Source organism: Lentzea sp. NPDC006480 (genome assembly GCF_040611995.1).
Taxonomy (GTDB): Bacteria; Actinomycetota; Actinomycetes; order Mycobacteriales; family Pseudonocardiaceae; genus Lentzea.
Window position 1 is genome coordinate 11,679 of the sequence record NZ_JBEXPJ010000070.1, and the last position, 21,667, is coordinate 33,345.

General features: G+C 69.1%; 22 protein-coding genes. 9 read left to right on the forward strand and 13 right to left on the reverse strand.

Features of this window, described 5'->3' with window-relative positions:
* The first annotated feature begins 2 nt into the window (after nucleotides 1-2).
* The gene (locus tag ABZX92_RS25440) at nucleotides 3-683 is read left to right on the forward strand and encodes an MOSC N-terminal beta barrel domain-containing protein (RefSeq protein ID WP_355564118.1); all 681 of its coding nucleotides are present in this window, start codon (nucleotides 3-5) and stop codon (nucleotides 681-683) included.
* On the opposite strand, the gene icmF is transcribed toward ABZX92_RS25440, so the two are convergent.
* Nucleotides 680-3,886 (reverse strand): fused isobutyryl-CoA mutase/GTPase IcmF, encoded by a 3,207-nt coding sequence (gene icmF, locus ABZX92_RS25445; protein ID WP_355564121.1) that lies wholly within the window; start codon nucleotides 3,884-3,886, stop codon nucleotides 680-682. The genes ABZX92_RS25440 and icmF overlap by 4 nt on opposite strands.
* Before the next feature lie 136 nt (nucleotides 3,887-4,022).
* On the opposite strand from icmF, the gene ABZX92_RS25450 reads away from it, so the two are divergent.
* Entirely contained in the window at nucleotides 4,023-4,364 is a 342-nt protein-coding gene (locus tag ABZX92_RS25450; protein ID WP_355564123.1) for a DUF1801 domain-containing protein, read from the forward strand.
* Here the strand turns inward: ABZX92_RS25450 and ABZX92_RS25455 are convergent.
* Nucleotides 4,361-5,611 carry a LuxR C-terminal-related transcriptional regulator gene (locus ABZX92_RS25455; RefSeq protein ID WP_355564126.1) on the reverse strand — a complete coding sequence of 417 codons (1,251 nt, stop codon included), beginning with the start codon at nucleotides 5,609-5,611 and terminating at the stop codon, nucleotides 4,361-4,363. The genes ABZX92_RS25450 and ABZX92_RS25455 overlap by 4 nt on opposite strands.
* A 132-nt stretch (nucleotides 5,612-5,743) precedes the next feature.
* Here ABZX92_RS25455 and ABZX92_RS25460 point away from each other — a divergent pair, with 132 nt between their 5' ends.
* Nucleotides 5,744-6,649 (forward strand): NADP-dependent oxidoreductase, encoded by a 906-nt coding sequence (locus tag ABZX92_RS25460; protein WP_355564129.1) that lies wholly within the window; start codon nucleotides 5,744-5,746, stop codon nucleotides 6,647-6,649.
* Nucleotides 6,650-6,664: 15 nt separating this feature from the next.
* Nucleotides 6,665-7,516, forward strand: a complete 852-nt coding sequence (locus ABZX92_RS25465) for an NAD(P)-dependent oxidoreductase (protein ID WP_355564132.1) — start codon at nucleotides 6,665-6,667, stop codon at nucleotides 7,514-7,516.
* Here the strand turns inward: ABZX92_RS25465 and ABZX92_RS25470 are convergent.
* On the reverse strand, nucleotides 7,422-8,426 hold the full coding sequence (locus ABZX92_RS25470) for a polyprenyl synthetase family protein (protein WP_355564135.1): 1,005 nt from the start codon (nucleotides 8,424-8,426) through the stop codon (nucleotides 7,422-7,424). The genes ABZX92_RS25465 and ABZX92_RS25470 overlap by 95 nt on opposite strands.
* Nucleotides 8,427-8,582: 156 nt before the next feature.
* Here ABZX92_RS25470 and ABZX92_RS25475 point away from each other — a divergent pair, with 156 nt between their 5' ends.
* Nucleotides 8,583-9,548: an aldo/keto reductase gene (locus ABZX92_RS25475; RefSeq protein WP_355564138.1), complete on the forward strand. Its 966-nt coding sequence runs from the start codon at nucleotides 8,583-8,585 to the stop codon at nucleotides 9,546-9,548.
* A gap of 57 nt (nucleotides 9,549-9,605) precedes the next feature.
* Here the strand turns inward: ABZX92_RS25475 and ABZX92_RS25480 are convergent, their stop codons facing one another.
* The 4 genes from ABZX92_RS25480 to ABZX92_RS25495 are packed head-to-tail and all read right to left on the reverse strand — an operon-like array spanning nucleotide 9,606 to nucleotide 12,864.
* A complete protein-coding gene (locus tag ABZX92_RS25480) occupies nucleotides 9,606-11,198 on the reverse strand; it encodes a SulP family inorganic anion transporter (RefSeq protein WP_355564140.1) in 1,593 nt (530 codons plus the stop codon).
* On the reverse strand, nucleotides 11,195-11,527 hold the full coding sequence (locus ABZX92_RS25485; RefSeq protein ID WP_355564143.1) for a metalloregulator ArsR/SmtB family transcription factor: 333 nt from the start codon (nucleotides 11,525-11,527) through the stop codon (nucleotides 11,195-11,197). Before ABZX92_RS25485 ends, ABZX92_RS25480 begins: the two co-directional genes overlap by 4 nt.
* Before the next feature lie 3 nt (nucleotides 11,528-11,530).
* Nucleotides 11,531-11,686 carry a hypothetical protein gene (locus ABZX92_RS25490; RefSeq protein ID WP_355564146.1) on the reverse strand — a complete coding sequence of 52 codons (156 nt, stop codon included), beginning with the start codon at nucleotides 11,684-11,686 and terminating at the stop codon, nucleotides 11,531-11,533.
* A gap of 44 nt (nucleotides 11,687-11,730) precedes the next feature.
* Nucleotides 11,731-12,864 (reverse strand): ABC transporter substrate-binding protein, encoded by a 1,134-nt coding sequence (locus tag ABZX92_RS25495; RefSeq protein ID WP_355564149.1) that lies wholly within the window; start codon nucleotides 12,862-12,864, stop codon nucleotides 11,731-11,733.
* A 164-nt stretch (nucleotides 12,865-13,028) separates the two neighbouring features.
* Between ABZX92_RS25495 and ABZX92_RS25500 the strand changes: the two genes are divergently transcribed.
* Genes ABZX92_RS25500 through ABZX92_RS25515 form a run of 4 tightly spaced genes read left to right on the forward strand, consistent with a single transcriptional unit; the run spans nucleotide 13,029 to nucleotide 15,988 of the window.
* Nucleotides 13,029-13,427, forward strand: coding sequence for a helix-turn-helix transcriptional regulator (locus tag ABZX92_RS25500; protein WP_355564152.1), 399 nt, complete (start codon nucleotides 13,029-13,031; stop codon nucleotides 13,425-13,427).
* Between the two features lies 1 nt (nucleotide 13,428).
* Nucleotides 13,429-14,178: a molybdate ABC transporter substrate-binding protein gene (gene modA / locus ABZX92_RS25505; protein ID WP_355564154.1), complete on the forward strand. Its 750-nt coding sequence runs from the start codon at nucleotides 13,429-13,431 to the stop codon at nucleotides 14,176-14,178.
* Nucleotides 14,175-14,960, forward strand: a complete 786-nt coding sequence (gene modB, locus ABZX92_RS25510; protein ID WP_355564157.1) for a molybdate ABC transporter permease subunit — start codon at nucleotides 14,175-14,177, stop codon at nucleotides 14,958-14,960. The genes modA and modB overlap by 4 nt, the downstream gene beginning before the upstream one ends.
* Entirely contained in the window at nucleotides 14,957-15,988 is a 1,032-nt protein-coding gene (locus tag ABZX92_RS25515) for an ABC transporter ATP-binding protein (protein WP_355564160.1), read from the forward strand. The genes modB and ABZX92_RS25515 overlap by 4 nt, the downstream gene beginning before the upstream one ends.
* A 3-nt stretch (nucleotides 15,989-15,991) precedes the next feature.
* On the opposite strand, the gene ABZX92_RS25520 is transcribed toward ABZX92_RS25515, so the two are convergent.
* From ABZX92_RS25520 to ABZX92_RS25545, 6 genes are all read right to left on the reverse strand, one after another.
* On the reverse strand, nucleotides 15,992-17,182 hold the full coding sequence (locus tag ABZX92_RS25520) for an acyl-CoA dehydrogenase family protein (RefSeq protein WP_355564163.1): 1,191 nt from the start codon (nucleotides 17,180-17,182) through the stop codon (nucleotides 15,992-15,994).
* Nucleotide 17,183: 1 nt separating this feature from the next.
* Complete coding sequence (locus ABZX92_RS25525; protein WP_355564166.1) at nucleotides 17,184-18,020, reverse strand: 3-hydroxyacyl-CoA dehydrogenase NAD-binding domain-containing protein; 837 nt, start codon at nucleotides 18,018-18,020, stop codon at nucleotides 17,184-17,186.
* The gene (locus ABZX92_RS25530) at nucleotides 18,017-18,739 is read right to left on the reverse strand and encodes an acetoacetate decarboxylase (protein WP_355564169.1); all 723 of its coding nucleotides are present in this window, start codon (nucleotides 18,737-18,739) and stop codon (nucleotides 18,017-18,019) included. Before ABZX92_RS25530 ends, ABZX92_RS25525 begins: the two co-directional genes overlap by 4 nt.
* Before the next feature lies 1 nt (nucleotide 18,740).
* Complete coding sequence (locus tag ABZX92_RS25535; RefSeq protein ID WP_355564172.1) at nucleotides 18,741-19,484, reverse strand: crotonase/enoyl-CoA hydratase family protein; 744 nt, start codon at nucleotides 19,482-19,484, stop codon at nucleotides 18,741-18,743.
* A 1-nt stretch (nucleotide 19,485) separates the two neighbouring features.
* On the reverse strand, nucleotides 19,486-20,637 hold the full coding sequence (locus ABZX92_RS25540) for a CoA transferase (protein WP_355564175.1): 1,152 nt from the start codon (nucleotides 20,635-20,637) through the stop codon (nucleotides 19,486-19,488).
* A 115-nt stretch (nucleotides 20,638-20,752) separates the two neighbouring features.
* Complete coding sequence (locus ABZX92_RS25545) at nucleotides 20,753-21,658, reverse strand: LysR family transcriptional regulator (protein WP_355564178.1); 906 nt, start codon at nucleotides 21,656-21,658, stop codon at nucleotides 20,753-20,755.
* Nucleotides 21,659-21,667: the final 9 nt, after the last annotated feature.

Genomic DNA, 21,667 nt, shown 5'->3' on the forward strand with positions numbered 1-21,667 from the left:
AGATGCACGTCGAAGCGTTGTGGCGCTATCCGGTGAAGTCGCTCGGTGGCGAACCACTGCAGGAAGCCGAGTTCACCCGTGACGGCGTGGCGGGCGATCGGCTCGTCCACGTCCAGGGCCCGCGCGGAGTCCTGACCGGGCGCACTCGGCACGGCCTGCTCACGATCCCGGCGTCGACCGGTCCGGACGGCCCGCTGGTGGACGGACATCCCTGGGACAGCTGGGAAGCACACGCGCTGGTGCTGCCGTTCGGCGGCCGGCTGACCCGATACTCCGGGCCGGAGCGCTTCGACGTGCTCAACGTCCTGGTGGCCACCGACGGGCAGGTCGCGGCCGCCGGAGTCGACGTGCGGCGGTTGCGGCCCAACATCCTCATCGGCGGTGTCGAGGCGGGCGAGGAGGACAGCTGGCCGGGACACGCGCTGGTGGCCGGCGACGTGGTGATCGGCATGTTCAAGAAGCGGGCGCGGTGCGTGGTCACGACGATCGATCCCGACACCGGGGCGCAGGACCTGGACGTGCACCGGCGGATCCGGCACGAGTTCGGTGGCGTGCTCTGCCTGGACAGCTGGGTGATCCAGCCTGGCACGGTCCGCGTCGGCGACACCGTGGAGGTGGTGCCGACCGACGAGCTGCCCGACCACGTGGGCGGGTGGATCGTCGGCCGGCCCTACGCGGTCTAGATGTTGCGCCGGTACTGGCCGCCCACCTCGAAGAACGCCTCGGTGATCTGACCGAGCGTGCACACCCGCGCCGCGTCCATCAGCACCGCGAAGACGTTCTCGTTGGTCTGCGCGACTTCCCGCAGCCGGGACAAGGCCTTCTCCGCCTCGTCCCGGTGTGCCGCCTGGTACGCACGCGTGCGCTCGACCTGCGAGGACTTCTCCTCCTCGGTGGCGCGGGCGAGCTCGATCTTCACGACCTCGCGCTCGCCGCCCTCGGGCAGGAAGGTGTTGACGCCGATCAACGGCAGCGAGCCGTCGTGCTTGCGCTGTTCGTAGAGCATCGACTCGTCCTGGATGCGGCCGCGCTGGTAGCCGGTCTCCATCGCGCCGAGCACGCCGCCGCGTTCGGAGATGCGGTCGAACTCCGTCAGCACGGCCTCTTCCACGAGGTCGGTCAGCTCGTCGATGACGAACGAGCCCTGCAGCGGGTTCTCGTTCGCGGACAGGCCCCACTCCTTGTTGATGATCATCTGGATGGCCATCGCGCGCCGGACGCTGGACTCGGTCGGCGTGGTGATCGCCTCGTCGTAAGCGTTGGTGTGCAAGGAGTTGCAGTTGTCGTACAGCGCGCAAAGAGCCTGCAGCGTCGTGCGGATGTCGTTGAAGTCCATCTCCTGCGCGTGCAGCGAACGGCCCGAGGTCTGCACGTGGTACTTGAACTTCTGCGAACGTTCGGCGGCGCCGTAGCGGTCGCGCATGGCCACGGCCCAGATCCGCCGCGCCACCCGGCCGATCACGCTGTACTCGGCGTCCATGCCGTTGGAGAAGAAGAACGACAGGTTCGGCGCGAAGTCGTCGATGTTCATGCCGCGCGCCAGGTACGACTCGACGTAGGTGAAACCGTTGGCGAGCGTGAAAGCGAGCTGCGAGATGGGGTTCGCTCCGGCCTCGGCGATGTGGTAGCCGGAGATCGACACCGAGTAGAAGTTGCGCACCTGCTGCTGGATGAACCACTCCTGGATGTCCGCCATCATGCGCAGCGAGAACTCCGTGGAGAAGATGCAGGTGTTCTGGCCCTGGTCCTCCTTGAGGATGTCGGCCTGCACGGTGCCGCGGACGTTGGCGAGCGCGAACCTCCGGAGCTGGTCGTACTCGGCGGCGTCGGGCTCGCGGTCGTGCTCGTCGCGGAACTTGGCGACCTGCTGGTCGATCACGGTGTTCAGGAAGTAGGCGAGGATCGTCGGCGCCGGGCCGTTGATCGTCATCGACACGGACGTCGTCGGCGCGACCAGGTCGAAACCGTCGTACAACGCCTTCATGTCGTCGAGCGACGCGATCGAGACACCGGACGTGCCGATCTTGCCGTAGACGTCCGGCGGGGTGTCGGGGTCGCGGCCGTAGAGCGTCACCGAGTCGAACGCGGTCGACAGGCGCGTGGCCGGGTTGCCCTTCGACAGGTACTTGAAGCGGCGGTTGGTGCGGAACGCGTCACCCTCGCCCGCGAACATGCGCGCCGGGTCCTCGCCCTCGCGCTTGAACGGGAAAACCCCCGCGGTGTACGGGAAGAAGCCCGGCAGGTTCTCCTTGCGCAGGAACCGCAGCAGCGAGCCCTCGTCGTCGTAGCGCGGCAGGCTCACCCGGCGGACCTGGTTGCCGGACAACGTCTCCCGCGTCAGCTTGGTGTGGATCTCCTTGTCCCGCACCTTGAACACGAGCTCGTCGCCGGAGTACTCCTCGCGGACCTTCTCCCAGCCGCTCAACAGGTCCGCCGTGTCGCGCTCGACCTCGCGCTCGGCGGCCGAAGCCAGCTCCGCGATGTCCGCGACGCCCTTCCCGGCTGCTTCCAACGCCTTCTGCGCGCCGGTGAGCTGGGTGTGCGTGCGGACCGCCTCGACCTGCTCGTCGGTCTTGCGGTGGTAGCCGCGCACGGTGTCGGCGATGTCGGACAGGTAGCGCGCGCGGGAGGCCGGCACGACCGTGGACGCGCTCGTCGACGTCTTGCCGTTGACAGTCGCGAGAGAGCCTTCTTCAACCGTGAGGCCGTGCTCGACGAGCCCGTCGCGCAGGAACTGGTACAGCGCGGTGACGCCGTCGTCGTTGAACGTCGCGGCGGACGTGCCGAAGACCGGCATGTCCTCCCACTTCACGCCGAACGCCTCGCGGTTGCGCACCAGCTGCCGCGCCACGTCACGACGCGCGTCCTCGGCACCGCGGCGCTCGAACTTGTTGATCGCCACGGCGTCCGCGTAGTCGAGCATGTCGATCTTCTCGAGCTGCGACGCGGCACCGAACTCCGGCGTCATCACGTACAGCGAGAAGTCCACGAACGGCACGATTGCCGCGTCGCCCTGACCGATACCGGGCGTCTCGACGATGACCAGGTCCGCGCCCGACGCCTTGCACGCCTTGATGGCCTGCTCCAGGCCGTCCGGGATCTCGCTGCCCGCACGGCGCGTGGCCAGCGAACGGAAGAAGACGTGGTCGCCGTCGAGGCAGTTCATCCGGATGCGGTCGCCGAGCAGCGCGCCACCACCGCGGCGCCGCGTCGGGTCGACGGCGAGCACCGCGATGCGCAACTTGTCCTGCTGGTCGAGCCGGAACCGGCGCACCAGCTCGTCGGTCAGCGACGACTTGCCAGAACCACCGGTGCCGGTGATGCCGAGCACCGGGACGGTGCGGGTGGTCTCGACGTCGACGGGCTGCCCGGCCTCGATGTGCGTGATCGCCCTGGCCAGCGCCTCGTCGGAGCCGGTGAGCAGCGCGTCGTGGCTGAACGGCTCGGTGAGCGCGTGGTCGCACTCCTCGATCATCAGGTTGATCATCCGCGCCAGGCCGAGCGACTGCCCGTCGTGCGGCGAGAAGATGCGCGCCACGCCGCGGGAGTGCAGCAGCTCGATCTCCTCGGGGACGATGACGCCGCCACCGCCGCCGTAGACCCGGATGTGCCCGGCGCCGCGTTCGTTGAGCAGCTCGACCAGGTACGAGAAGTACTCGACGTGCCCGCCCTGGTAGGCGCTGATGGCGATGCCCTGCACGTCCTCCTGGATCGCGGCGTTGACGACCTCCGCCACCGACCTGTTGTGGCCGAGGTGGATGACCTCCGCACCCTGCGACTGCAGGATCCGCCGCATGATGTTGATCGCCGCGTCGTGCCCGTCGAACAGGCTGGACGCCGTCACGAAGCGGACCGGGTTCGCCGGTCGGTGCAGAGAGGTCGCCATAGGAATAGTTTGACTTCCTACTATTGGACGTGCAACCGAGGGTGGTTCACGTCTCTGTATCGAGCACGAACGACATGGTCCCGCGACGCGCCACAGGTTCGCTCGCGGAGCGCTGAGCCCCAGGTAGCGTGCCCGCATGGCCGATGTCGACGACTACTTCGCCGGGCTCGACGCTCCCGCACGGGCCGCGTTCGAACGGGTCCGCGCACTGGCCGAGGAGTCGGCACCCGACGCCGAGCAGGGCACGAGCTACGGCATGGCCGCGCTGCGCCACCACGGCAAACCGCTGCTCGGCTTCAAGGCCTCCGGGAACCACCTGGCCGTGTACCCGTTCAGCCCGGCCGCCGTGGACGCGGTGCGTGACCGGCTGGCCGGCTTCTCCCTGTCCAAGGGCACGATTCGCTTCACCGCGGACACACCGTTGCCGGACGACGTGGTCCGCGACCTGGTCCGCCGGCGCCTCGACGAGATCGGCTAACGCGCCGCCGCACCCCACTCGTGCGCGAGCGCGGCCGCCTCGCCGCGGGAGCCGACGCCCAGCTTTTCCAGGATCTTCGCGACGTGGAACTTCACCGTGGACTCGCTGATGTGCAGGTCACCGGCGATGTCGCGGTTGCGGCGACCGCGGGCGAGCTGTCCCAGCACCTCCAGCTCCCGCGCGCCCAGCACGGTCAGCGGGTCGTCGCGCGGGTTCTCCGGCGGCCCGATCGGCACCTCGATCGTCACCGTCGATCCCCAGCCCGGCACCGCGTCCACCTCCGCGCGCCCGCCGAGCGGCCCCAGGCGTTCGGCGACCCGGCGGGTGTCGAGGCTGCCGCACGAGAGAGTGCCCGGGCCGTCGTCGCGCACGGTCGCCTTCAACGCGGTCCCGACGATCTTCCAGGCGACGTGAACGCGCCGCACGCCCCGTTGGTCGTCCAGCATCGCGTGCACGGCGGACCTGGCCACCGCACTGGCCGTGAACGCGACCTCGGTCGGCAGCACACGATCCGCGCCCTCCTCCGCACCGGGCGGGCCCAGGTCGAGCCGCACGTCACGGCCGCGCAGCACCCGGCGTAGCGACTCCGCCAGGCGTTCGAAGGCGTCACCCGACCGCTCCTCGGTCTGCGCCCGGTCGAGATCGGCCCGCGACCGCAGCTCGATCAGCGCGGTGACGGCGAGGTCGACGGCACGTGCACGGGCGTATTCGTCGTCCACGTCGCGGTCGCGCAGCACGCCGAGCAAGGCGGTCAGGGCGGCCCCGAACGCGTCGCCGAGGTCGGAGATGGCCACGGCACGGGCCGCCGCTGCCGCCCGCGAGACGGCGAGCGTCGCCGGCACCGCCTCGTTGCGCAGGCCCTCCATGTGCGCGGTCACCAGGTCCCACAGCGCCCGCGCGGACGTCAGCAGCTCCTCCGGCACCGGGGTGTCCTCGGACCGCAGCAGCACCAGCAGCGCGCTCGGCTGGGAGACGTCGCTCACCAGGACGACCACGGGAACCTCGACGCCACCCATGACCGCTCGCCCCTGCCAGGTTCCCTTCGAGGACACCAGCGGCCGCAACGCGGCGAGATCGGCGATGGTCGGCCCCGGCGCCCCACCGCGGAACTTGAACGGCGCGAACGAGCAGTTCGACAGCTCGGCGACCGCCTGGTGGGGAATGGTCTCGGCGAGCGCCTCGGACAGCCGCGGCAACGTCTCGCCCAGCGGTGCCTGAATCACGCCGACAGCCGTCTGCAGGTCCATGAGTTCGAGCGTAGTCCGCTCGGCCGGGTCGACGGCTGGTCTTTCGGCCAGGGGGAACTATCCGAAGTGCTGGCTCAGGTCGTTCGGGTCGGCATCCAGGATTGACACATCGACCAACGACTGGAGTGAACGATGAAGGCGATCACCTACGCCGAGTTCGGCGGCCCGGAAGTCCTGCGCCTCGAGGAGGTCGGGGAGCCGCACGCCGGACCGGGACAGATCAGGCTGAAAGTCGTGGCAGCGGCGGTCAACCCGCTCGACCACAAGATCCGCAACGGGTGGATGCCGCACTTCGCGGCCCCCTTCCCGGTGACCCCGGGCCTGGAGGCGGCCGGCGTGGTCGACGAGGTCGGCGACGGCGTCACCGGGGTCGAGGTGGGCGACGAGGTCCTCGGCTGGACCGTCACCGGCGCGTACGCCGAGCACGCGCTCGCCACCGACTTCGCCCTCAAGCCCGCGGGCCTCGACTGGGACGCCGCCGCCGCACTGCCCGTGGCCGTCGAGACATCGGTTCGGGTGCTCGACGCGCTGAAGGTGGACGCCGGCGACACGCTGGTGATCCACGGGGCCGCGGGGGTGGTCGGCGCGGTCGGCGTTCAGCTCGCGATGGCCCGCGGCGCCACGGTCATCGGCACGGCGTCCCCCGCCAACCACGACTACCTCCGTTCACTCGGCGCCACCCCGGTCGCCTACGGAGAGGGCCTCGCGGAGCGGATCCGCGCCGCCGCGCCACAGGGCGTCGACGCCGTCTACGACGCCGCGGGGCAGGGTGACCTGCCGCTGTCGATCGAACTTGTCGGCGGCACGGACCGGATCGTCACCATCGCCGATCCGCGGGCCGCCGAACTGGGGGTCGAGTTCTCGGGCGGCGGCGCACCGTTCGGCACCCGGCTCGCCGAGTACGCCCAGCTCGTCGTCGACGGCAAGCTCGCGGTGCGGGTCGCGCAGAGCCTTCCGCTGGCCGAAGCCGGCAGGGCGCAGGAGCTGAGCGCCACCGGCCACGCGGCGGGCAAGGTGGTGCTGCGCGTGTCATCGTGAGGCAATAATTGAGTCATGACTCAACGTGTCGCGGTGACCGGAGGCAGCGGCAAGCTCGGCCGTGCTGTCGTGGCCGATCTGCTGGAGCACGGCTGGGAGGTGCACAACCTCGACCAGGCGGCTCCCCCGACGCCCCAGGGCGGCGAGTTCACGCGGGTCGACCTGACCGACTACGGCCAGGTCGTGGAGGCGATCAGCGGGATCGACGACAGGTACGCCGGGCTCGACGCCGTGGTGCACCTGGCCGCGATCCCCGGCCCTGGTGTCGCGCCCAACGCGAAGACGTTCCACAACAACGTGACGAGCACCTACAACGTGTTCGCCGCCGCACGGCTCGCCAAGGTGCGCAACGTCGTGTGGGCTTCCAGTGAGACGGTGCTCGGGCTGCCGTTCGACACTCCCCCGCCGTACATCCCGATCGACGAGGAGTACGCGGGCCGCCCGGAGACGTCGTACTCGCTGGGCAAGCTCGTCGACGAGACGCTCGCGCAGCAGTTCTGCCGGTGGGAGCCGGAGATGAAGATCATCGGGCTGCGGTTCTCGAACGTGATGGAGCCACACGACTACGAGCGCTTCCCGTTCGACGCCGACCCGCTCTCGCGCAAGTGGAACCTCTGGTCGTACATCGACGCACGCGACGGTGCGCAGGCCGTGCGCAAGGCACTGCGGCACGACGCGACGGGGTTCGACGTGTTCATCATCGCGAACGCCGACACGTGCATGACGACGCCGAACGACGAGCTGGTCGCGAAGGTCTATCCGGGCGTGCCGCTCAAGAGGGAGTTCGGTCCTCACGAGACTCTGCTGTCGATTGAGAAGGCACGGCGGGTGCTGGGGTTCGAGCCTTCGCACACCTGGCGGTCGTGAACTCCCTGGCGAGCCCGAACAGCTCGTCCGCCGCGCGCGCCCTCGGCCGCGACTGACGCAGGTGGTTGAGGGCGCGGGCGAGCAGCAGTTCGGCCTGCTGCTCGCACCACTTCCGCCCGCCCGCTTCCTCGATTCGGGCGGCCAGCTCGTGCGGTTCGGCATCAGTGGCGTAGACGTCGGTGCCGAAGTGGATCGCCGCCACCACGGGCAGCGTGCGGCGGCGGTGCAGCAGGTCGTCGTAGAGCGGACGACCGGTGACCGTGGCGCCGCCCCAGATCGCCTCGACGTCGTCGACGTGCTTGCGCGCCAGGCCGATGTCGTCGCCGAACTCCCGGAGGTGGTCGGCCTGGCTGCGCGACCCGCCCGCGGACAACGCGCCGAGCTCGCACGCGCAGGCCGTCAGCGTCGAGTGCTTCGCCGCCGCGACGCCCAGGTACTCGGCGATGTCGACGTCGTCGCGTTCGTCCATCTCGACTTCCTGCACATAACCGTCCACAACGGACAGCAGTGCCGCGTTGAGGATCATCACCTCGGGCTTGGTGAGCTGCCCGAAAGCCAGTGAGATCAACGCGTCCGCGGCGGAGACGGCCCGGTCGTCGCCGAACGCCACCCACGCGCTCGGCCGGTGGCCGCGGCTGACCGCGCGGGTCATCAGGTCGGCGTGCAGCTGTTCGTGCTGGACGGCGAGCTCCAGCGCGGTCGCGACCCGGATCGCCTGGGTGGCGTCGCCGATGCAGTCGGCGGCGAGCAACGCCAGTGCGGCGGTCGAGAAGTCCGGACTGTGGTGTTCGACGACCTCGCGCGTTTCGTCCGGAAGCGTGGCGATCGCGGCCTTCCACGGCGTGTCGATCATGGCCCGGCTCCACGCCAGCACGTCCCGCGGCGGCGCGACCACATCGATGCTCGTCACACGAGGAAGCTAAACCCGCAGGTCAGCTGTGACGGCCTGAGTGCCACTGTCGTGTTAAAGAGGGGCACGATCCGGCGACCGGGACTAGGTTGATGTTGCACGGGTTGTTGCCGCCATCACCCGACCGTGATCGTCGTTTTTCCTGAGGGGCTGACCATGCGCTACACCAAGCTCGCCGGCATGGACGTGTCCGAGATCTGTCTCGGCATGATGAGTTACGGAGATCCTGCGCGCGGAGGCCATCCGTGGTCGCTGCCGGAGGAGGAGTCGCGACCGTTCATCAAAGCGGCGCTCGACGCCGGCATCAACTTCTTCGACACCGCGAACGTCTACTCGGACGGTTCCTCGGAGGAGATCACCGGGCGTGCGCTGAAGGACTTCGCGCGGCGCGACGAGATCGTGCTCGCCACCAAGGTCAACGGCCGCATGCACGCCGGTTCGAACGGCGCGGGCCTGTCCCGCAAGGCGATCTTCGCCGAGATCGACAACTCGCTGCGCCGGCTGGGCACGGACTACGTCGACCTGTACCAGATCCACCGCTTCGACTCGTCCGTACCGCTGGAGGAGACGCTCGAAGCGCTGCACGACGTGGTGAAGTCCGGCAAGGCGCGTTACATCGGTGCGTCGTCCATGTACGCGTGGCAGTTCTCCAAGTCGTTGTTCACGCAGCGGCAGAACGGCTGGACGAGGTTCGTGTCGATGCAGAACCACTACAACCTCCTCTACCGCGAGGAGGAGCGCGAGATGCTGCCGTTCTGCGCGGACCAGGGAGTCGCCGTCATCCCGTGGAGCCCGCTGGCCCGCGGCCGCCTCACCCGTGACTGGGACTCGACCACGGCTCGCACCGAGACGGACGAGTTCGGGTCCACTTTGTACACCGAGTCGGACAGCGCGATCGTCTCGCGGGTGGCCGAGGTGGCGGCCGCTCGGGGCGTGTCACGGGCGCAGGTCGCGCTGGCGTGGCTGCACCGCAACCCGGTGGTCACCGCGCCGATCGTCGGCGTGACGAAGCTCGCGCAGCTGGACGACGCGGTGGCGTCGCTGGACGTGGAGCTGACGGACGACGAGGTGCGGCAGCTGGAGTCGGCCTACCAGCCGCACCGCATCGCCGGCCACAGCTGAGGGCGTCCGCAAGTACCACCAACTCGGAGTTGGTGGTACTTGCAGACGCCGGAACAGCTAGAGAAGTCCGGCCTGGCGCAGCCGGTTGCGCGCGTGGTCGATGGCTTCGGGTGTGGTGGCGAACATCGGTACCGGGTGGTTTTCCAGCTGGCGCCGGTGTTCGTCCCGCACACCCGACAGCAGCACGGTGACGCCCCGCTGTTCGAGCTTCTCCACGGCGTCGCGCAGCACCAGCGCACCGGTTCCGTCCATTGTGGTCACGTGCGACATGCGCAGGATCACCACCGACACCGCGCTGATCTCGGTCAGCTCCAGCAGGAACCGGTGCGCCGCCGCGAAGAACAGCGGTCCGTCGAGCCGGTAGGCCACGATGTGCTCGGCGAGCAGCGCGCGTTCCTCCAGCGCGTGATCACCGGTGTCGAGCGGCACCTCGTCGATCCGCACCGACCTCGCCACCGCGCGCAACGCCAGCGCGCCCGCCACCACGAGGCCGACGATCACCGCCGTCACCAGGTCGAGTGCCAGCGTCGCGGCGGCGGTGAGGACGAGCACGAGCGCGTCCGCGCGGTTCGCCCGCACGAGCACCCGCACCGAACCCACCTCGACCATGCGGATCGCCGTCGCCAGCAGCACGCCGGCCAGCACCGCCAACGGGATGCGGCCGACCAGCGGTGCCGCGACCAGCATGATCAACGCGAGCGTCGCGGCGTGCACGAGCGAGGCGAGCCTGGACCCGGCGCCGGAGCGGACGTTGACGGCCGTCCTGGCGATGGCCGCGGTCGCCGGAACGCCGCCGAACAGGGGCGTGATGACGTTCGCGACGCCCTGCCCGAACAGCTCACGGTCGGGGTCGTGCCGCTGGTTCACGCTCATGCCGTCCGCGACGGTCGCCGACAGCAGGCTTTCCAGCGCCGCCAGCGCCGCCACGGCGACCGCGGAGGGCAACAGCGTCCACACGGCATCGAGGTCCACAAAGGACAGAGTTGGTGCGGGCAGGGTCGCCGGCAACGCGCCGATCCTGCTCACCGGCAACGACCAGATCTCCGCGACCACCGTGCCGACCGCCACTGCCAGCAACGAGAACGGGATCGCCGGCCGCCACCGTGCGCCGGCGAGCATGACGACGACCACGCCCGCCGCGAGTGCGACGGAAGGCCAGACCGGACCCGAACCGAAGGCGCGCACGGCGTTCACCACGACGTTGTGGCCGTCCGGTGTCGGCACGCCCAGCGCGGCGGGCACCTGCTGCAACGCGATCACGGCGGCGATGCCGATCGTGAAGCCCTCGACCACCGGCGCCGGCACGTAGCGCATGTACCGGCCTGCCTTCACGAGCGCGAGCCCGATGAGCAGCACGCCCGCCAGCAGGCCGACCGTGAGCACCCCGCCCGGCCCGAACCGGGCCACGATCGGCACCAGCACCACCGTCATCGCACCGGTCGGCCCCGACACCTGCAGGCTCGAACCACCGAACACCGCCGCCAGCGCGCCCGCGACGATCGCCGTCGCGAGCCCGGCCGCGGCGCCGAGCCCGGACGCCACGCCAAAGCCCAGCGCGAGGGGTAACGCCACGACCGCGACGGTGAGCCCGGCGAGGAGGTCCTTCGGCCGCGCGGCCACCCAGTCCTTCGTCGTGGGCAGGAAGCTCACGCGGGTTCCTCGCGCAGCTGGGCCAGCAGCTCGTTCTGGCCCACCAGCAACTCGGTCAGGATGCGTCTGGCGGCCCTGAGCAGATCGGCCACGTCGGCACCCGCGAGGGCGTACACCACGGTCGAGCCCTCGCGGGTCGCCGTGACGATCCCCGATCTGCGCAGCACGGCGAGCTGGGCCGAGAGGTTGGAGGCCTCGACCTCGATCTCGGCGAGCAGCTCGCGCACGGCCTTCGGCCCGTCCTGCAGCAGCTCGAGCACCCGGATGCGGACCGGATGCCCGAGCATGCGGAAGAAGTCGGCCTTGGCCTGGTACAGCGGAACCGGCACGGGCTACTTCACCCCGTGTTCGGCGGCGAGCCGGCGGAGGTTGGCGAGGTCGGCGCCGTGCGTCTCAGCGGCGTACACGTCCTGCTGCTCCTCCGCGCGGCGCACTGCTTCCTCCGCCTGCTCGATGCGGGCGAGGAGGTTGTCCCTGAACTCGTTCACGACACCACAACCTGTCGAATTGAAGAATTCTTCAAGTCGTCAGGTTACCCCAGCTTGGCGACCTCGATGAAGTCAGGGATCTGGGCTTTCAACGCGCCGTTCGGCTGGAACCGGTAGAACAACACCGCCGTGCTGCACGCCGAGTTGCCGAGCCACGCGTGGTCGCACGTGATCTGCGGGCCGAGGAAGCTGTCCAGGTTCTTGACGGACTTCAACGCCAGCTCGGGCGTTCCGTCCGAAGTGGACAGCACTCGCGCCAGCGTCATCATGTCGGCGAACGAGACCACCGCGCCCGCGACGGGTTCGTCGTGCCCCGCCTCTTTCATCGCCGCGCGGTACTCCTCGATCTCGTCCTGGTTCGCGGGCGGCGCGGACAGCGGGTCCGTCGGGTGCCAGAAGTCCGACGACAGCTCGACGCCGATCGACTGGTTCCCCACCGACTTCGGCAGCCCGGTGCACGACGCGGCGAGGATCCGGCCTTCGTAGTTCGACTCCCGCAGCGACCGGACGAGGTGCGTGCACTGCTCCTCGGTGGCGGCGATGCTGCCGGACGCCTCCGCGGTGTGCACCTGGCGGGCCAGGCCGGCCCAGCCGGGGTTGTCCGCCGGGTAGTAGACCGAGCGGTAGCTCAGCCCGAACCGCTTGGCCGACGGGGTGAGCACGGTGTCGGTGAAGGCGTGCGTGATCGGCGACTCGGGCAGCAGCCAGGCGACGGATTTCACGCCCTGGTCCGCGTAGTACTTCAGCGCTGCCGTCCCGTACGCGACGGCCGCGGCGCCGAAGAAGTAGGCGTTCTTGTGGTTCATCAGGCCGGGCGTGAACTGGACGTGCCCGACCAGCGGGATGGCGGCGTCGCTGAGCGTGGGCATGGCGGCGTCGGCGCCGGTGTCGACGCCCTGCACGACCACCTGCACCTTGTCGCGGACGAACTTCTCGGCGCAGGCCGCGGACTGCTCCGGAGTGCCGTCCGTCGGGCAGGTGATCAGCTCGAACGGGCGGTTGCGGACGCCGCCCTTGCGGTTGAGGTGCGCGACGGCGACCTCGGCACCGGTCTGCAGCTCCGGCACCGCGAACGCGCCGGACGCGTTGTTGAGGTATCCGATCTTGATGGGGTCGCCGCCGGGGCCTCTCGCGGGCTCGGCGGCACATCCCGTGGCCAGCAGGAGAACAGCGGCCACGACCCGTAAATGCATGACTCCCCTTGTGGGCATCGGCGGTGATGCGAAGCGCCGATGGTCACCAGGTGAGACGCCACCGATAAGTCGGGTTCCCTCGACTCCTAGCGGCTTCCGCTGCTCGAAATAGTTGAGAGTTCCGCAAACGCGGACATAGACTCCCCATCGTGCCGAATCTGCGGATCAGCGAAGCCGCCGCCCTGCTCGGGGTCAGTGACGACACCCTGCGCCGGTGGATTGATCAGGGGCGCCTGCGGTCCGTCGTGCTGGACAACGGGCGCAAGGGCGTCAGCGGGACGGAGCTCGCGGAGTTCGCCCAGAAGATGACCGAGGTCGCCGAGCCCGGGACGACCGTGGCGGCGTCGGCGCGCAACCGGATGAAGGGCATCGTCACCAGGGTCGTGAAGGACGGGGTGATGGCGCAGGTCGACATGCAGGCCGGGCCGTTCCGCATCACGTCGCTGATCAGTCGCGAGTCCGCCGACGAGCTCGGCCTCGAAGTCGGCAGCGTCGCCGTCGCGTCCATCAAGTCCACGCACGTCGTCGTCGAGATCCCGGAGGCCTGAGTTGAAGAGAGTGCTCGCGGTGGCGGCTCTGGTTCTCGCCGGCTGCGGTTCACCGGCACCCGCGCAGACCGGCGTCTCCGGGAACGTCACGGTGTTCGCGGCCGCGTCGCTGACCGAGTCGTTCCAGAAGCTGGGCAAGGAGTTCGAGGCCGCGAACCCCGGTGCGAAGGTCACGTTCAACTTCGCGGGCAGCTCGGCGCTGGCACAGCAGATCAACCAGGGCGCGCCGGCCGACGTGTTCGCGTCCGCCGCTCCGGCCAACATGAAGCAGGTGACGGAGACCAAGGCCGTCACCGCGACGCCCACGACGTTCGCGAAGAACACGCTGCAGATCGCTGTGCCCAAGGGCAATCCCGGCAAGGTCACCGGGCTCGCGGACTTCGCCGAGGCGGACCTGAAGATCGCGTTGTGCGCGGAGCAGGTGCCGTGCGGGGCGGCGTCGAGGAAGGTGTTCGAGGCGGCCGGGATCACGGCGGCGCCGGACACGCTGGAGCAGGACGTGAAGGCCGTGCTGACCAAGGTGTCGCTGGGTGAGGTCGACGCCGCGCTCGTCTACCGCACGGACGTCAAGGCGGCCGGGGAGAAGGTCGAGGGCAAGGACTTCGCGGAAGCCGAGAAGGCGGTCAACGACTACCCCATCGCGCCACTGGACAAGGCGCCGAACGCCGCCGCTGCCAAGGCTTTCATCGACTACGTGTTGTCGGACCAGGGCAAGAAGGTGCTCTCCGAAGCAGGTTTCGCCGCACCGTGAGGTCCAGGCTGCCAGTCGTCCTCGTCCTTCCGGCGGTCGTCGGGCTCGCGTTCCTGCTCGTACCGCTGGCAGGACTGCTGATCAAGGCGCCGTGGGCGACCCTGCCCGCACAGCTGTTCAGCACGGAGGTCGGGCAGGCGCTGCGGCTCTCGCTGATCTGCGCCTCCCTGGCCACCGTCGTCTGCGTCGTGCTCGGCGTGCCGCTCGCGTGGTTGCTCGCGCGCAGCGATCTGCCGGGACGGGGTGTGCTCCGCGCTCTCGTCACCGTGCCGCTCGTGCTGCCGCCGGTCGTCGGCGGTGTGGCGTTGCTGCTGGTGCTCGGCCGACGTGGTGTCCTAGGCCAGCACCTCGACCAGTGGTTCGGAATCTCGTTGCCGTTCACCACTGCCGGTGTCGTGCTGGCCGAGGCGTTCGTCGCGATGCCGTTCCTGGTGATCTCGGTCGAAGGTGCTTTGCGTGCCGCGGATCCGCGTTTCGAGGAAGCGGCCGCGACTCTGGGTGCGTCGCGCTGGCTGACGTTTCGGCGCGTGACCCTGCCGAGTGTGATGCCGGGGGTCGTCGCGGGAACCGTGCTGTGCTGGGCGCGGGCGCTCGGCGAGTTCGGTGCGACGATCACGTTCGCGGGCAACTTCCCCGGCAGGACGACGACCATGCCGTTGGCCGTGTACCTGGCGCTGGAGACCGATCCGGACGCGGCGATCGTGCTCAGCATCGTGCTGCTGCTGGTGTCCGTCGCCGTGCTGGCCGGGCTGCGCGACAAGTGGATCAGCGGGCCTTCATGACACTCAACGCCTCACTTCGCGTCTCACGCGCCGGCTTCTCGCTCCAGCTCGACCTGACTCTCGAGCCGGGCGAGGTCGTGGCGTTGCTCGGCCCGAACGGCGCGGGCAAGACCACTGCGCTGCGCGCCCTGGCCGGGTTGATCGACAGCTCCAGCCACATCACGCACAACGGGTCCACCTGGGACGGTCTGCCGGCCGAGAAACGGCCCATCGGCGTGGTGTTCCAGGACTACCTGCTCTTCGCGAACATGACCGCGCTCGACAACGTCGCGTTCGGGCTGCGTGCTCGCGGCACCCGCAAGGCCGAGGCGAACGCGCTCGCACTCGAACGGCTGGAACAAGTGGGGCTCGCCGACTTCGCCAAGGCCAAGCCCCGCACGTTGTCCGGTGGCCAAGCTCAACGCGTCGCGCTGGCCCGTGCCCTGGCGACCTCACCGGTACTGCTGCTCCTCGACGAACCGCTGGCAGCTCTGGACGCCAGTACCCGCCTGCGCGTGCGTTCCGAACTGGGCAGGCACCTGCAGAACTACCCCGGCCACACGCTGCTGGTCACGCACGACCCGTTGGACGCCATGGTGCTGGCCGATCGGATCATGATCATCGAGGACGGCCGCCTGGTCCAGCAGGGCACCCCGCGTGACGTCGTCCGGCAACCGCGGACCGACTACGTGGCACACCTCGTCGGCCTCAACTTCTACCGCGGCACAGCGCACGACACCGAGGTCCGGCTCGACGAGGGCGGCACGCTCACGATCGCCGAACCCGCGCAAGGCCCGGTGCACGTGGTGTTCCCTCCGTCCGCGGTCAGCCTGTTCCCCGAAAGGCCCGCCGGCAGTCCGCGAAACACCTGGCAGGCAGTGGTTTCCGGGATCGAGCAGCACGCGCACACCACCCGCGTGGAACTCGACGGCAACCCGCCCGTGCTCGCCGACGTCACCACAGCGACAGTCGCCGAGCTGCGGTTGCAGCCCGGCGACGCGTTGTGGGTTTCACTCAAAGCAACGGAGATCCACACCTATCCCCGCTAGCGATCACACGAAGGCGCTCTGGCCCGTGATCGCCTTGCCGACGATCAGCGTGTTCATCTCGCGGGTGCCCTCGAACGAGTAGATCGCCTCGGCGTCGGCGAAGAAGCGCGCCACGTCGTAGCCGAGCACGATGCCGTTGCCGCCGAAGATCTCCCGGCTCCAGGCCACGACCTCGCGCATGCGGGAGGTGACGAACGCCTTGGCGAGCGACGAGTGCTCGTCCTGGAAGATGCCCGCGTCCTGCAGCTTCGCGAGCTGCACGAGCATGCCCCACGAGGCGGTGATGTTGCCCAGCGACTTCACCAGCAGGTCCTGCACCATCTGGAACCGCGCGATCGGGCGGCCGAACTGCTTGCGCTCCTTCGCGTAGGCCAGGGCCAGTTCGTAGGCGCCGATCATCACGCCCAGGGCCTGCCAGGCGACGCCGCCACGAGTGGCGCGCAGGATCTCGGCCACGTCGCGGAACGAGTTGATGCGCTGGAGCCGGTTGGCCTCCGGCACGCGGACGTCGGTCAGGGTGATCTCGGCGTTCTCGACGATCCGGAACGCGATCTTGCCCTCGATCTTCTCCGCGACGAAGCCGGGCGTGCCCTTCTCGACGACGAACCCCTTGACGTTGTTGTCGTCGAGGTCACGGGCCCACACGACCACGTAGTCGGCGAAGGTGGCGTTGCCGATCCACTTCTTGGCACCGTTGAGGATCCACGTGTCACCGTCGCGCTTCGCCGTGGTGCGCATGCCGCCCGCCACGTCCGAGCCGCCGAGCGGCTCGGTCATCGCGAACGCGCCGATCTTGTCCATCGCGGCCATGGCCGGCAGCCAGCGGTCGCGCTGCTCCTGGTCGCCACCAGCGTAGATCGAGTACATCGCGAGTCCGTTGTGGACTCCGAAGAACGTGGCGACGGAGGCGTCCGTGCGGGTCATCTCCATGGCCAGCATGCCGGTGAGCAGGTTGCTGACTGCTTCCGGGTGCTCGCCGTAGCCCTCGTACGACAGCGCGGTGAGGCCGGCGCCGCGGAACTTGCCGATCAGCTCGTGCGGGAACTCGCCCTTCGCCCAGTACTCGTTCACCATCGGCTTGATCTCGGTGGCCATGAACTCGCGGGCGCTCAGCAGGATCTTGCGCTCTTCGTCGCTGAGCAGCGCCTCGTAGTTGTAGAAGTCGGCCACCAGCTGGTCTTCCAGGCGTTCCATGTCAGTTCTCCTCCAATGCCGTCAGAACGGCGAGCTGCTTGCGGTCGCGCGTCTCGGCCAGTGCCGAGTACGTGGAGGAGCCGTAAGCCTTTTCCACTGCTTCGATGAGCTGTTCGGGGTTGTCGGACGGGGTGCCGAGCTGCAGGCCCTGCATGGACTTGCCGATGTGCTCGGCGAGGTGCCGGTAGCCGCCGGGGCCGCCACCGAGGTGGGCGCCGAGGAACGGGCCGACGGTGGCCCAGCGGATGCCGAGCGAGTTCGTCACGACGGCGTCGAGGTCTTCCGGGGTGACGACACCCTGTTCGACCAGGTAGTTGGCCTCGCGGGACAGCGCGGCCTGCAGGCGGTTGCCGACGAAGCCGGGGATCTCCTTGCGCTCGACGACCGGCGTGCGGCCGAGCGAGCGGTAGAACACGACGGCCTTCTGGACGGACTCCTCGCTCGTCTGCTCGCCCGGCACCACCTCGACCAGCGGGATCAGGTGCGGCGGGTTGAACGGGTGTCCGATGAGGACTCGCGAGCCGTCGATGCCCTGGGTGAAGGCGGTGGACGGGATCGCGGACGACGAGCTGAGCAGCAGTGCGTGCGCCGGGGCTTCCCGCACGAGTTCCGCGAAGAGGTTCTTCTTGAACTCCAGGTTCTCCGGGCCGTTCTCCTGCACGAAGTCCGCGTCCCGCACGGCTTCCGCGACGCTCGCCGCGACCTGCACACCGGCCGGGACGACATCCGCGAGGTCCGGACGCGGGTCGGTGACGCTCACCGTGAGCCCGTGCTCGACGAACAACTTCGCCCACGACAGACCGATGACACCGGCACCGATCACTGCGACCTTGGTCATTTCCCCTCCAGGTAGTTGTGAACCGGCTTGGCGGGAGCGAGCGTCAGGTCGGTGATGATGTGACTGGCGGACACGACCTCCAGTACGGGGAGGTCGGCGAGCGGCGCGAGGACGTGCTGGAACAGCTGCAGCCGCGCCGGGCCGGTGTAGGCCTGCTTGACCACGACGTCGGTGATCTCGGTGCGCACGAGCTCCTGCACCCTGAGCGTTCCGTCATAGTCCGGGATGGTCTTCAGCATGAAGGTTGGAACCGTGATCTCCGCCTCAGCGGCCTGCCGGTCCAGCTCGTAGTGCTTGTAGCCCATGGTCGCGGTGGCGACCCGCAGCGTCCCGTAGTCCAACGTGCCGACCAACGCGCCGTTGTCGGCGTACAGGTTCGGAGTGGCCATCACCTTCGGGTACGCGCTGACCTCGCGGCCGGACGCGGTGGCGGCGAAGCTGTCCAGGTACATCGCGTGCAGGTACTCGCCGCGCTCGCCGTCGAAGACGACCTGGATCGCCTGCCCGGCCTCGGTGTACGGGCCGTAGCCGGTGACGTCGTTCATCTTCATGACCTCGAACCGGACGAGCGGCTCGTCGATCTCCAGCGGCGCCGGCACGACAGCGCGCAGGGCCTCAGGATCGGTGCGGTAGACGATGTTCAGGTACTCGCGGTCGTAGAACCGTGGCTGCACCGCGGGAAACGCGGGAGCGGTCAGAGGTGTGATTCCGAGGTTCATGTCAGCGTCCTGTCCACCGCGGAGCGCGGCGCTCGGCGAACGCGGTCATGCCCTCGCGGACATCGGCCGTGGTCATCAAGCGAGCGGCCTCGGCGCGTTGCGCGGCCCAGCGATCCCGCGAACGCACCACGTTCTTGACGGCGGCCAACGCGAGCGGCGCGTTCTCGGCGATCTTGGCGGCCAGCTGCAACGCGACCGCGGCGGCTTCACCGTTCGCGACGACGCGGTTGGCCAAGCCCAGCTCTCCGGCACGCCGACCGTCGACCGGCTCGCCGGTCAGCAGGATCTCCATCGCGAGGTGGTGCGGGATCCGCTCAGGCAGCCGGACAACTCCCCCACCGGCGGCGATCAGGCCGCGCTTCACCTCGGGCAGCCCGAACTTCGCGTCCTCGGCGGCGACGATCAGGTCGCAACCCAGTGCCAGCTCGAACCCGCCACCCATCGCGAACCCCTCGACCGCGGCGATCAGCGGCTTGGTGAGCACAGCCTCGGTGAGCCCGCCGAACCCGCGGCCGGGGATCTCCGGCGACTCGCCCTTCAACGCGGCCTTGAGGTCCATGCCCGCGCTGAACGTCCCACCGGCTCCGGTGAGCACGCCCACGCGCAGTTCCGGGGTGTTCTCCAGCTCGTCCAACGCGTTGCTCAGCTCAGCGGCCACCGCGGCGTTGACCGCGTTGCGGGCTTCCGGCCGGTCGATCGTGATCAGCAGTGCCGAGCCGATTCGCTCGGTGCGCACGACAGTCATCTCAGGCTCCGATTTCTGCGAGAACGTCAGCGGTGTCCTGGCCGGGCAGGGGCGCTTGACGGCGGATGGAACCCGGCGTCGCGGAGAACCGGACCGGAATGCCGATCGAGCGGATCGCGCCCTCGCTCGGGTGCTGCACGACGTCGAGCAGGTGACCGTCGCGGACGTACTCGTCCTCGTGAGCGCGATCCAGCTCCAGCACCGGCGCGAACGGGATGCTGTGCTTCTCGCAGACCTCGCCCCACTCCTCGGTGGTGAGCGCGGGCGCACACGCGTCGACAAGGTGCATGAGGTCGTCGGAGTCCGCCGGGTCGATCATGTAACCGGAGATGCGCGGGTCCTCGACCAGGTCCGGACGCCCCGCGGCGGCGAAGAAGTCGCGGAAGTTCTGCGGGTTGTACGGCACGACGCAGGCGAGCCCGTCGCTCGTGTGCACGGCGTGGTGGCCCTTGGCCATCGACAGGTTGAACCCGGTCGGTCCCTGCTCCGGCTCGAACGCGTGCCCGGCGAGGTGCTCGACCAGGTTGAACGCGATCATCGTGTCCGTCATGGGGATCTCGATCCGCTGGCCCTGCCCGGTGTTGTTCCGGTGCACCAGCGCGGCGAGCACGCTGTAGGCGATGGTCAGCGACGACACCTTGTCGCCGATGATCGTCGGCAGGTAGACGGGCCGCCCGATCGCGCGGTTCGCGATGTCGACCAGCCCGGACGCGGCCTGCACGGTCTCGTCGTAGGCGGCGTTGCCGGCGCGGTCGGAGTCGCCGCGGAAGCCCTGGGCGTGGGCGTAGATCAGGCCGGGGTTGCGCTCGGCGACGTCGGCGTAGTTCAGGCCGAGCCTGCTGAGCGCGCCGGGACGCATGTTGGTGATCAGCACGTCGGCCGTGTCGATCAGCTTGAGCGCCTTCTCGCGGTCGTCGGAGTCCTTCAGGTTCAGGGCGACGCTGCGCTTGTTGCGGTTGACGTTGAGGTTGAGCGGCGTCATGCCCGGCGTGGTGCGGTACTGGCCGACGCGGACGGTGTCCGCTGGCGACTCGATCTTGATCACGTCGGCGCCGAGGTCTCCGAGGATCTGGGCCGCGTACGGGCCCATGACCACGGTCGAGAGGTCGATCACCCGGACGCCGTCCAGCGGGCCGGTGGTGATGTCCATCATCGTTCGTCCTTTCGCACCTGTTCGTTCTTGCACAACCGAAGTTAGGCGCGAACAGGGAAAAAGGGAACGATCATGTCGCTCATAATGGTATGACCACAGCGGTCACACCATTCTTTTAGCGAACAAGGGCCTCCGCGAAGACCTCCCTGGCGGCTTTCACGACCTCCGCCAGGTCTTGACCGGCCCGGTCGCGGCGCCACAGCAGACCCGTGTCGAGCTGGGCCCGGAAGTCCGCGAAGGGCAGGACCTGCATGTTCTCCAGCCGATAGCCCTGCATGGCGCTGTTCTCGTCCAGCATCGAGATCGAGAACGCCAGCCCGCCGGACACCAGCTCGCTCACGCCGCCGTAACCGGTGTGCGTCAGCTGAATTCGCTTCTTCACTCCCAAATCGTCCAATTGCCGGTCGAGCTGCTCGAAATAGGCGGGCATTATTTCGTCCGGCGATCGCGCATACGCGAGGTTCGTCAGGTCCGCCAGCTTGACCTCGGTGTACCCGGCGAACCGGTCGGCCGGCACCACCGCGCCGAGGCGTTCCGTCATCACGTGCAGGGTGTCGAGAGAGGCCTCCTGCACCGGCAGCCGTGCGAGCGTGATCGCCAGCTCACCGTTCTTCACCGCCGCGACCAGATCGGGCGTCGTGCCGGGCCACCGCTTGAGCTCGAACCGCTCCTCGACCCGCTCGGCCAGCAGGTTCACCCGTTCCCGCAACGCCGGGTGGACGCCCGCGGGCATGCCGACGAACACGGTGGTGCGACTGGGTTTCGTGGCTTGGTCGAGCTGCCACTTGATCGACCCGACGCGGTCGAGCACGTCCCGCGCGATCGGCAGCAGCGCGGTGCCGGCGTCGGTCAGCGCGACGTGGTGGGTGCTGCGGTCGAACAGTCTGCGGCCCAGCTCGTGCTCGAGGTCCTTGATCCGCTGGCTCAGCGGGGAGGCGGCCATGTGCAGCTTCCGCGCGGCCGCCGAGAAGTTCAGCTCCTCCGCGACCGCGACGAAGTACCTGAGGTGCAGCAGTTCCACGTGACCCAG

Coding starts and splice junctions, on each gene's coding strand:
- ABZX92_RS25440 (WP_355564118.1), top strand. CDS start 3: ATGCACGTCGAAGCGTTGTGGCGCTATCCGGTGAAGTCGCTCGGTGGC.
- icmF (WP_355564121.1), bottom strand. CDS start 3,886: ATGGCGACCTCTCTGCACCGACCGGCGAACCCGGTCCGCTTCGTGACG.
- ABZX92_RS25450 (WP_355564123.1), top strand. CDS start 4,023: ATGGCCGATGTCGACGACTACTTCGCCGGGCTCGACGCTCCCGCACGG.
- ABZX92_RS25455 (WP_355564126.1), bottom strand. CDS start 5,611: ATGGACCTGCAGACGGCTGTCGGCGTGATTCAGGCACCGCTGGGCGAG.
- ABZX92_RS25460 (WP_355564129.1), top strand. CDS start 5,744: ATGAAGGCGATCACCTACGCCGAGTTCGGCGGCCCGGAAGTCCTGCGC.
- ABZX92_RS25465 (WP_355564132.1), top strand. CDS start 6,665: ATGACTCAACGTGTCGCGGTGACCGGAGGCAGCGGCAAGCTCGGCCGT.
- ABZX92_RS25475 (WP_355564138.1), top strand. CDS start 8,583: ATGCGCTACACCAAGCTCGCCGGCATGGACGTGTCCGAGATCTGTCTC.
- ABZX92_RS25515 (WP_355564160.1), top strand. CDS start 14,957: ATGACACTCAACGCCTCACTTCGCGTCTCACGCGCCGGCTTCTCGCTC.
- ABZX92_RS25520 (WP_355564163.1), bottom strand. CDS start 17,182: ATGGAACGCCTGGAAGACCAGCTGGTGGCCGACTTCTACAACTACGAG.
- ABZX92_RS25525 (WP_355564166.1), bottom strand. CDS start 18,020: ATGACCAAGGTCGCAGTGATCGGTGCCGGTGTCATCGGTCTGTCGTGG.
- ABZX92_RS25530 (WP_355564169.1), bottom strand. CDS start 18,739: ATGAACCTCGGAATCACACCTCTGACCGCTCCCGCGTTTCCCGCGGTG.
- ABZX92_RS25535 (WP_355564172.1), bottom strand. CDS start 19,484: ATGACTGTCGTGCGCACCGAGCGAATCGGCTCGGCACTGCTGATCACG.
- ABZX92_RS25540 (WP_355564175.1), bottom strand. CDS start 20,637: ATGATGGACATCACCACCGGCCCGCTGGACGGCGTCCGGGTGATCGAC.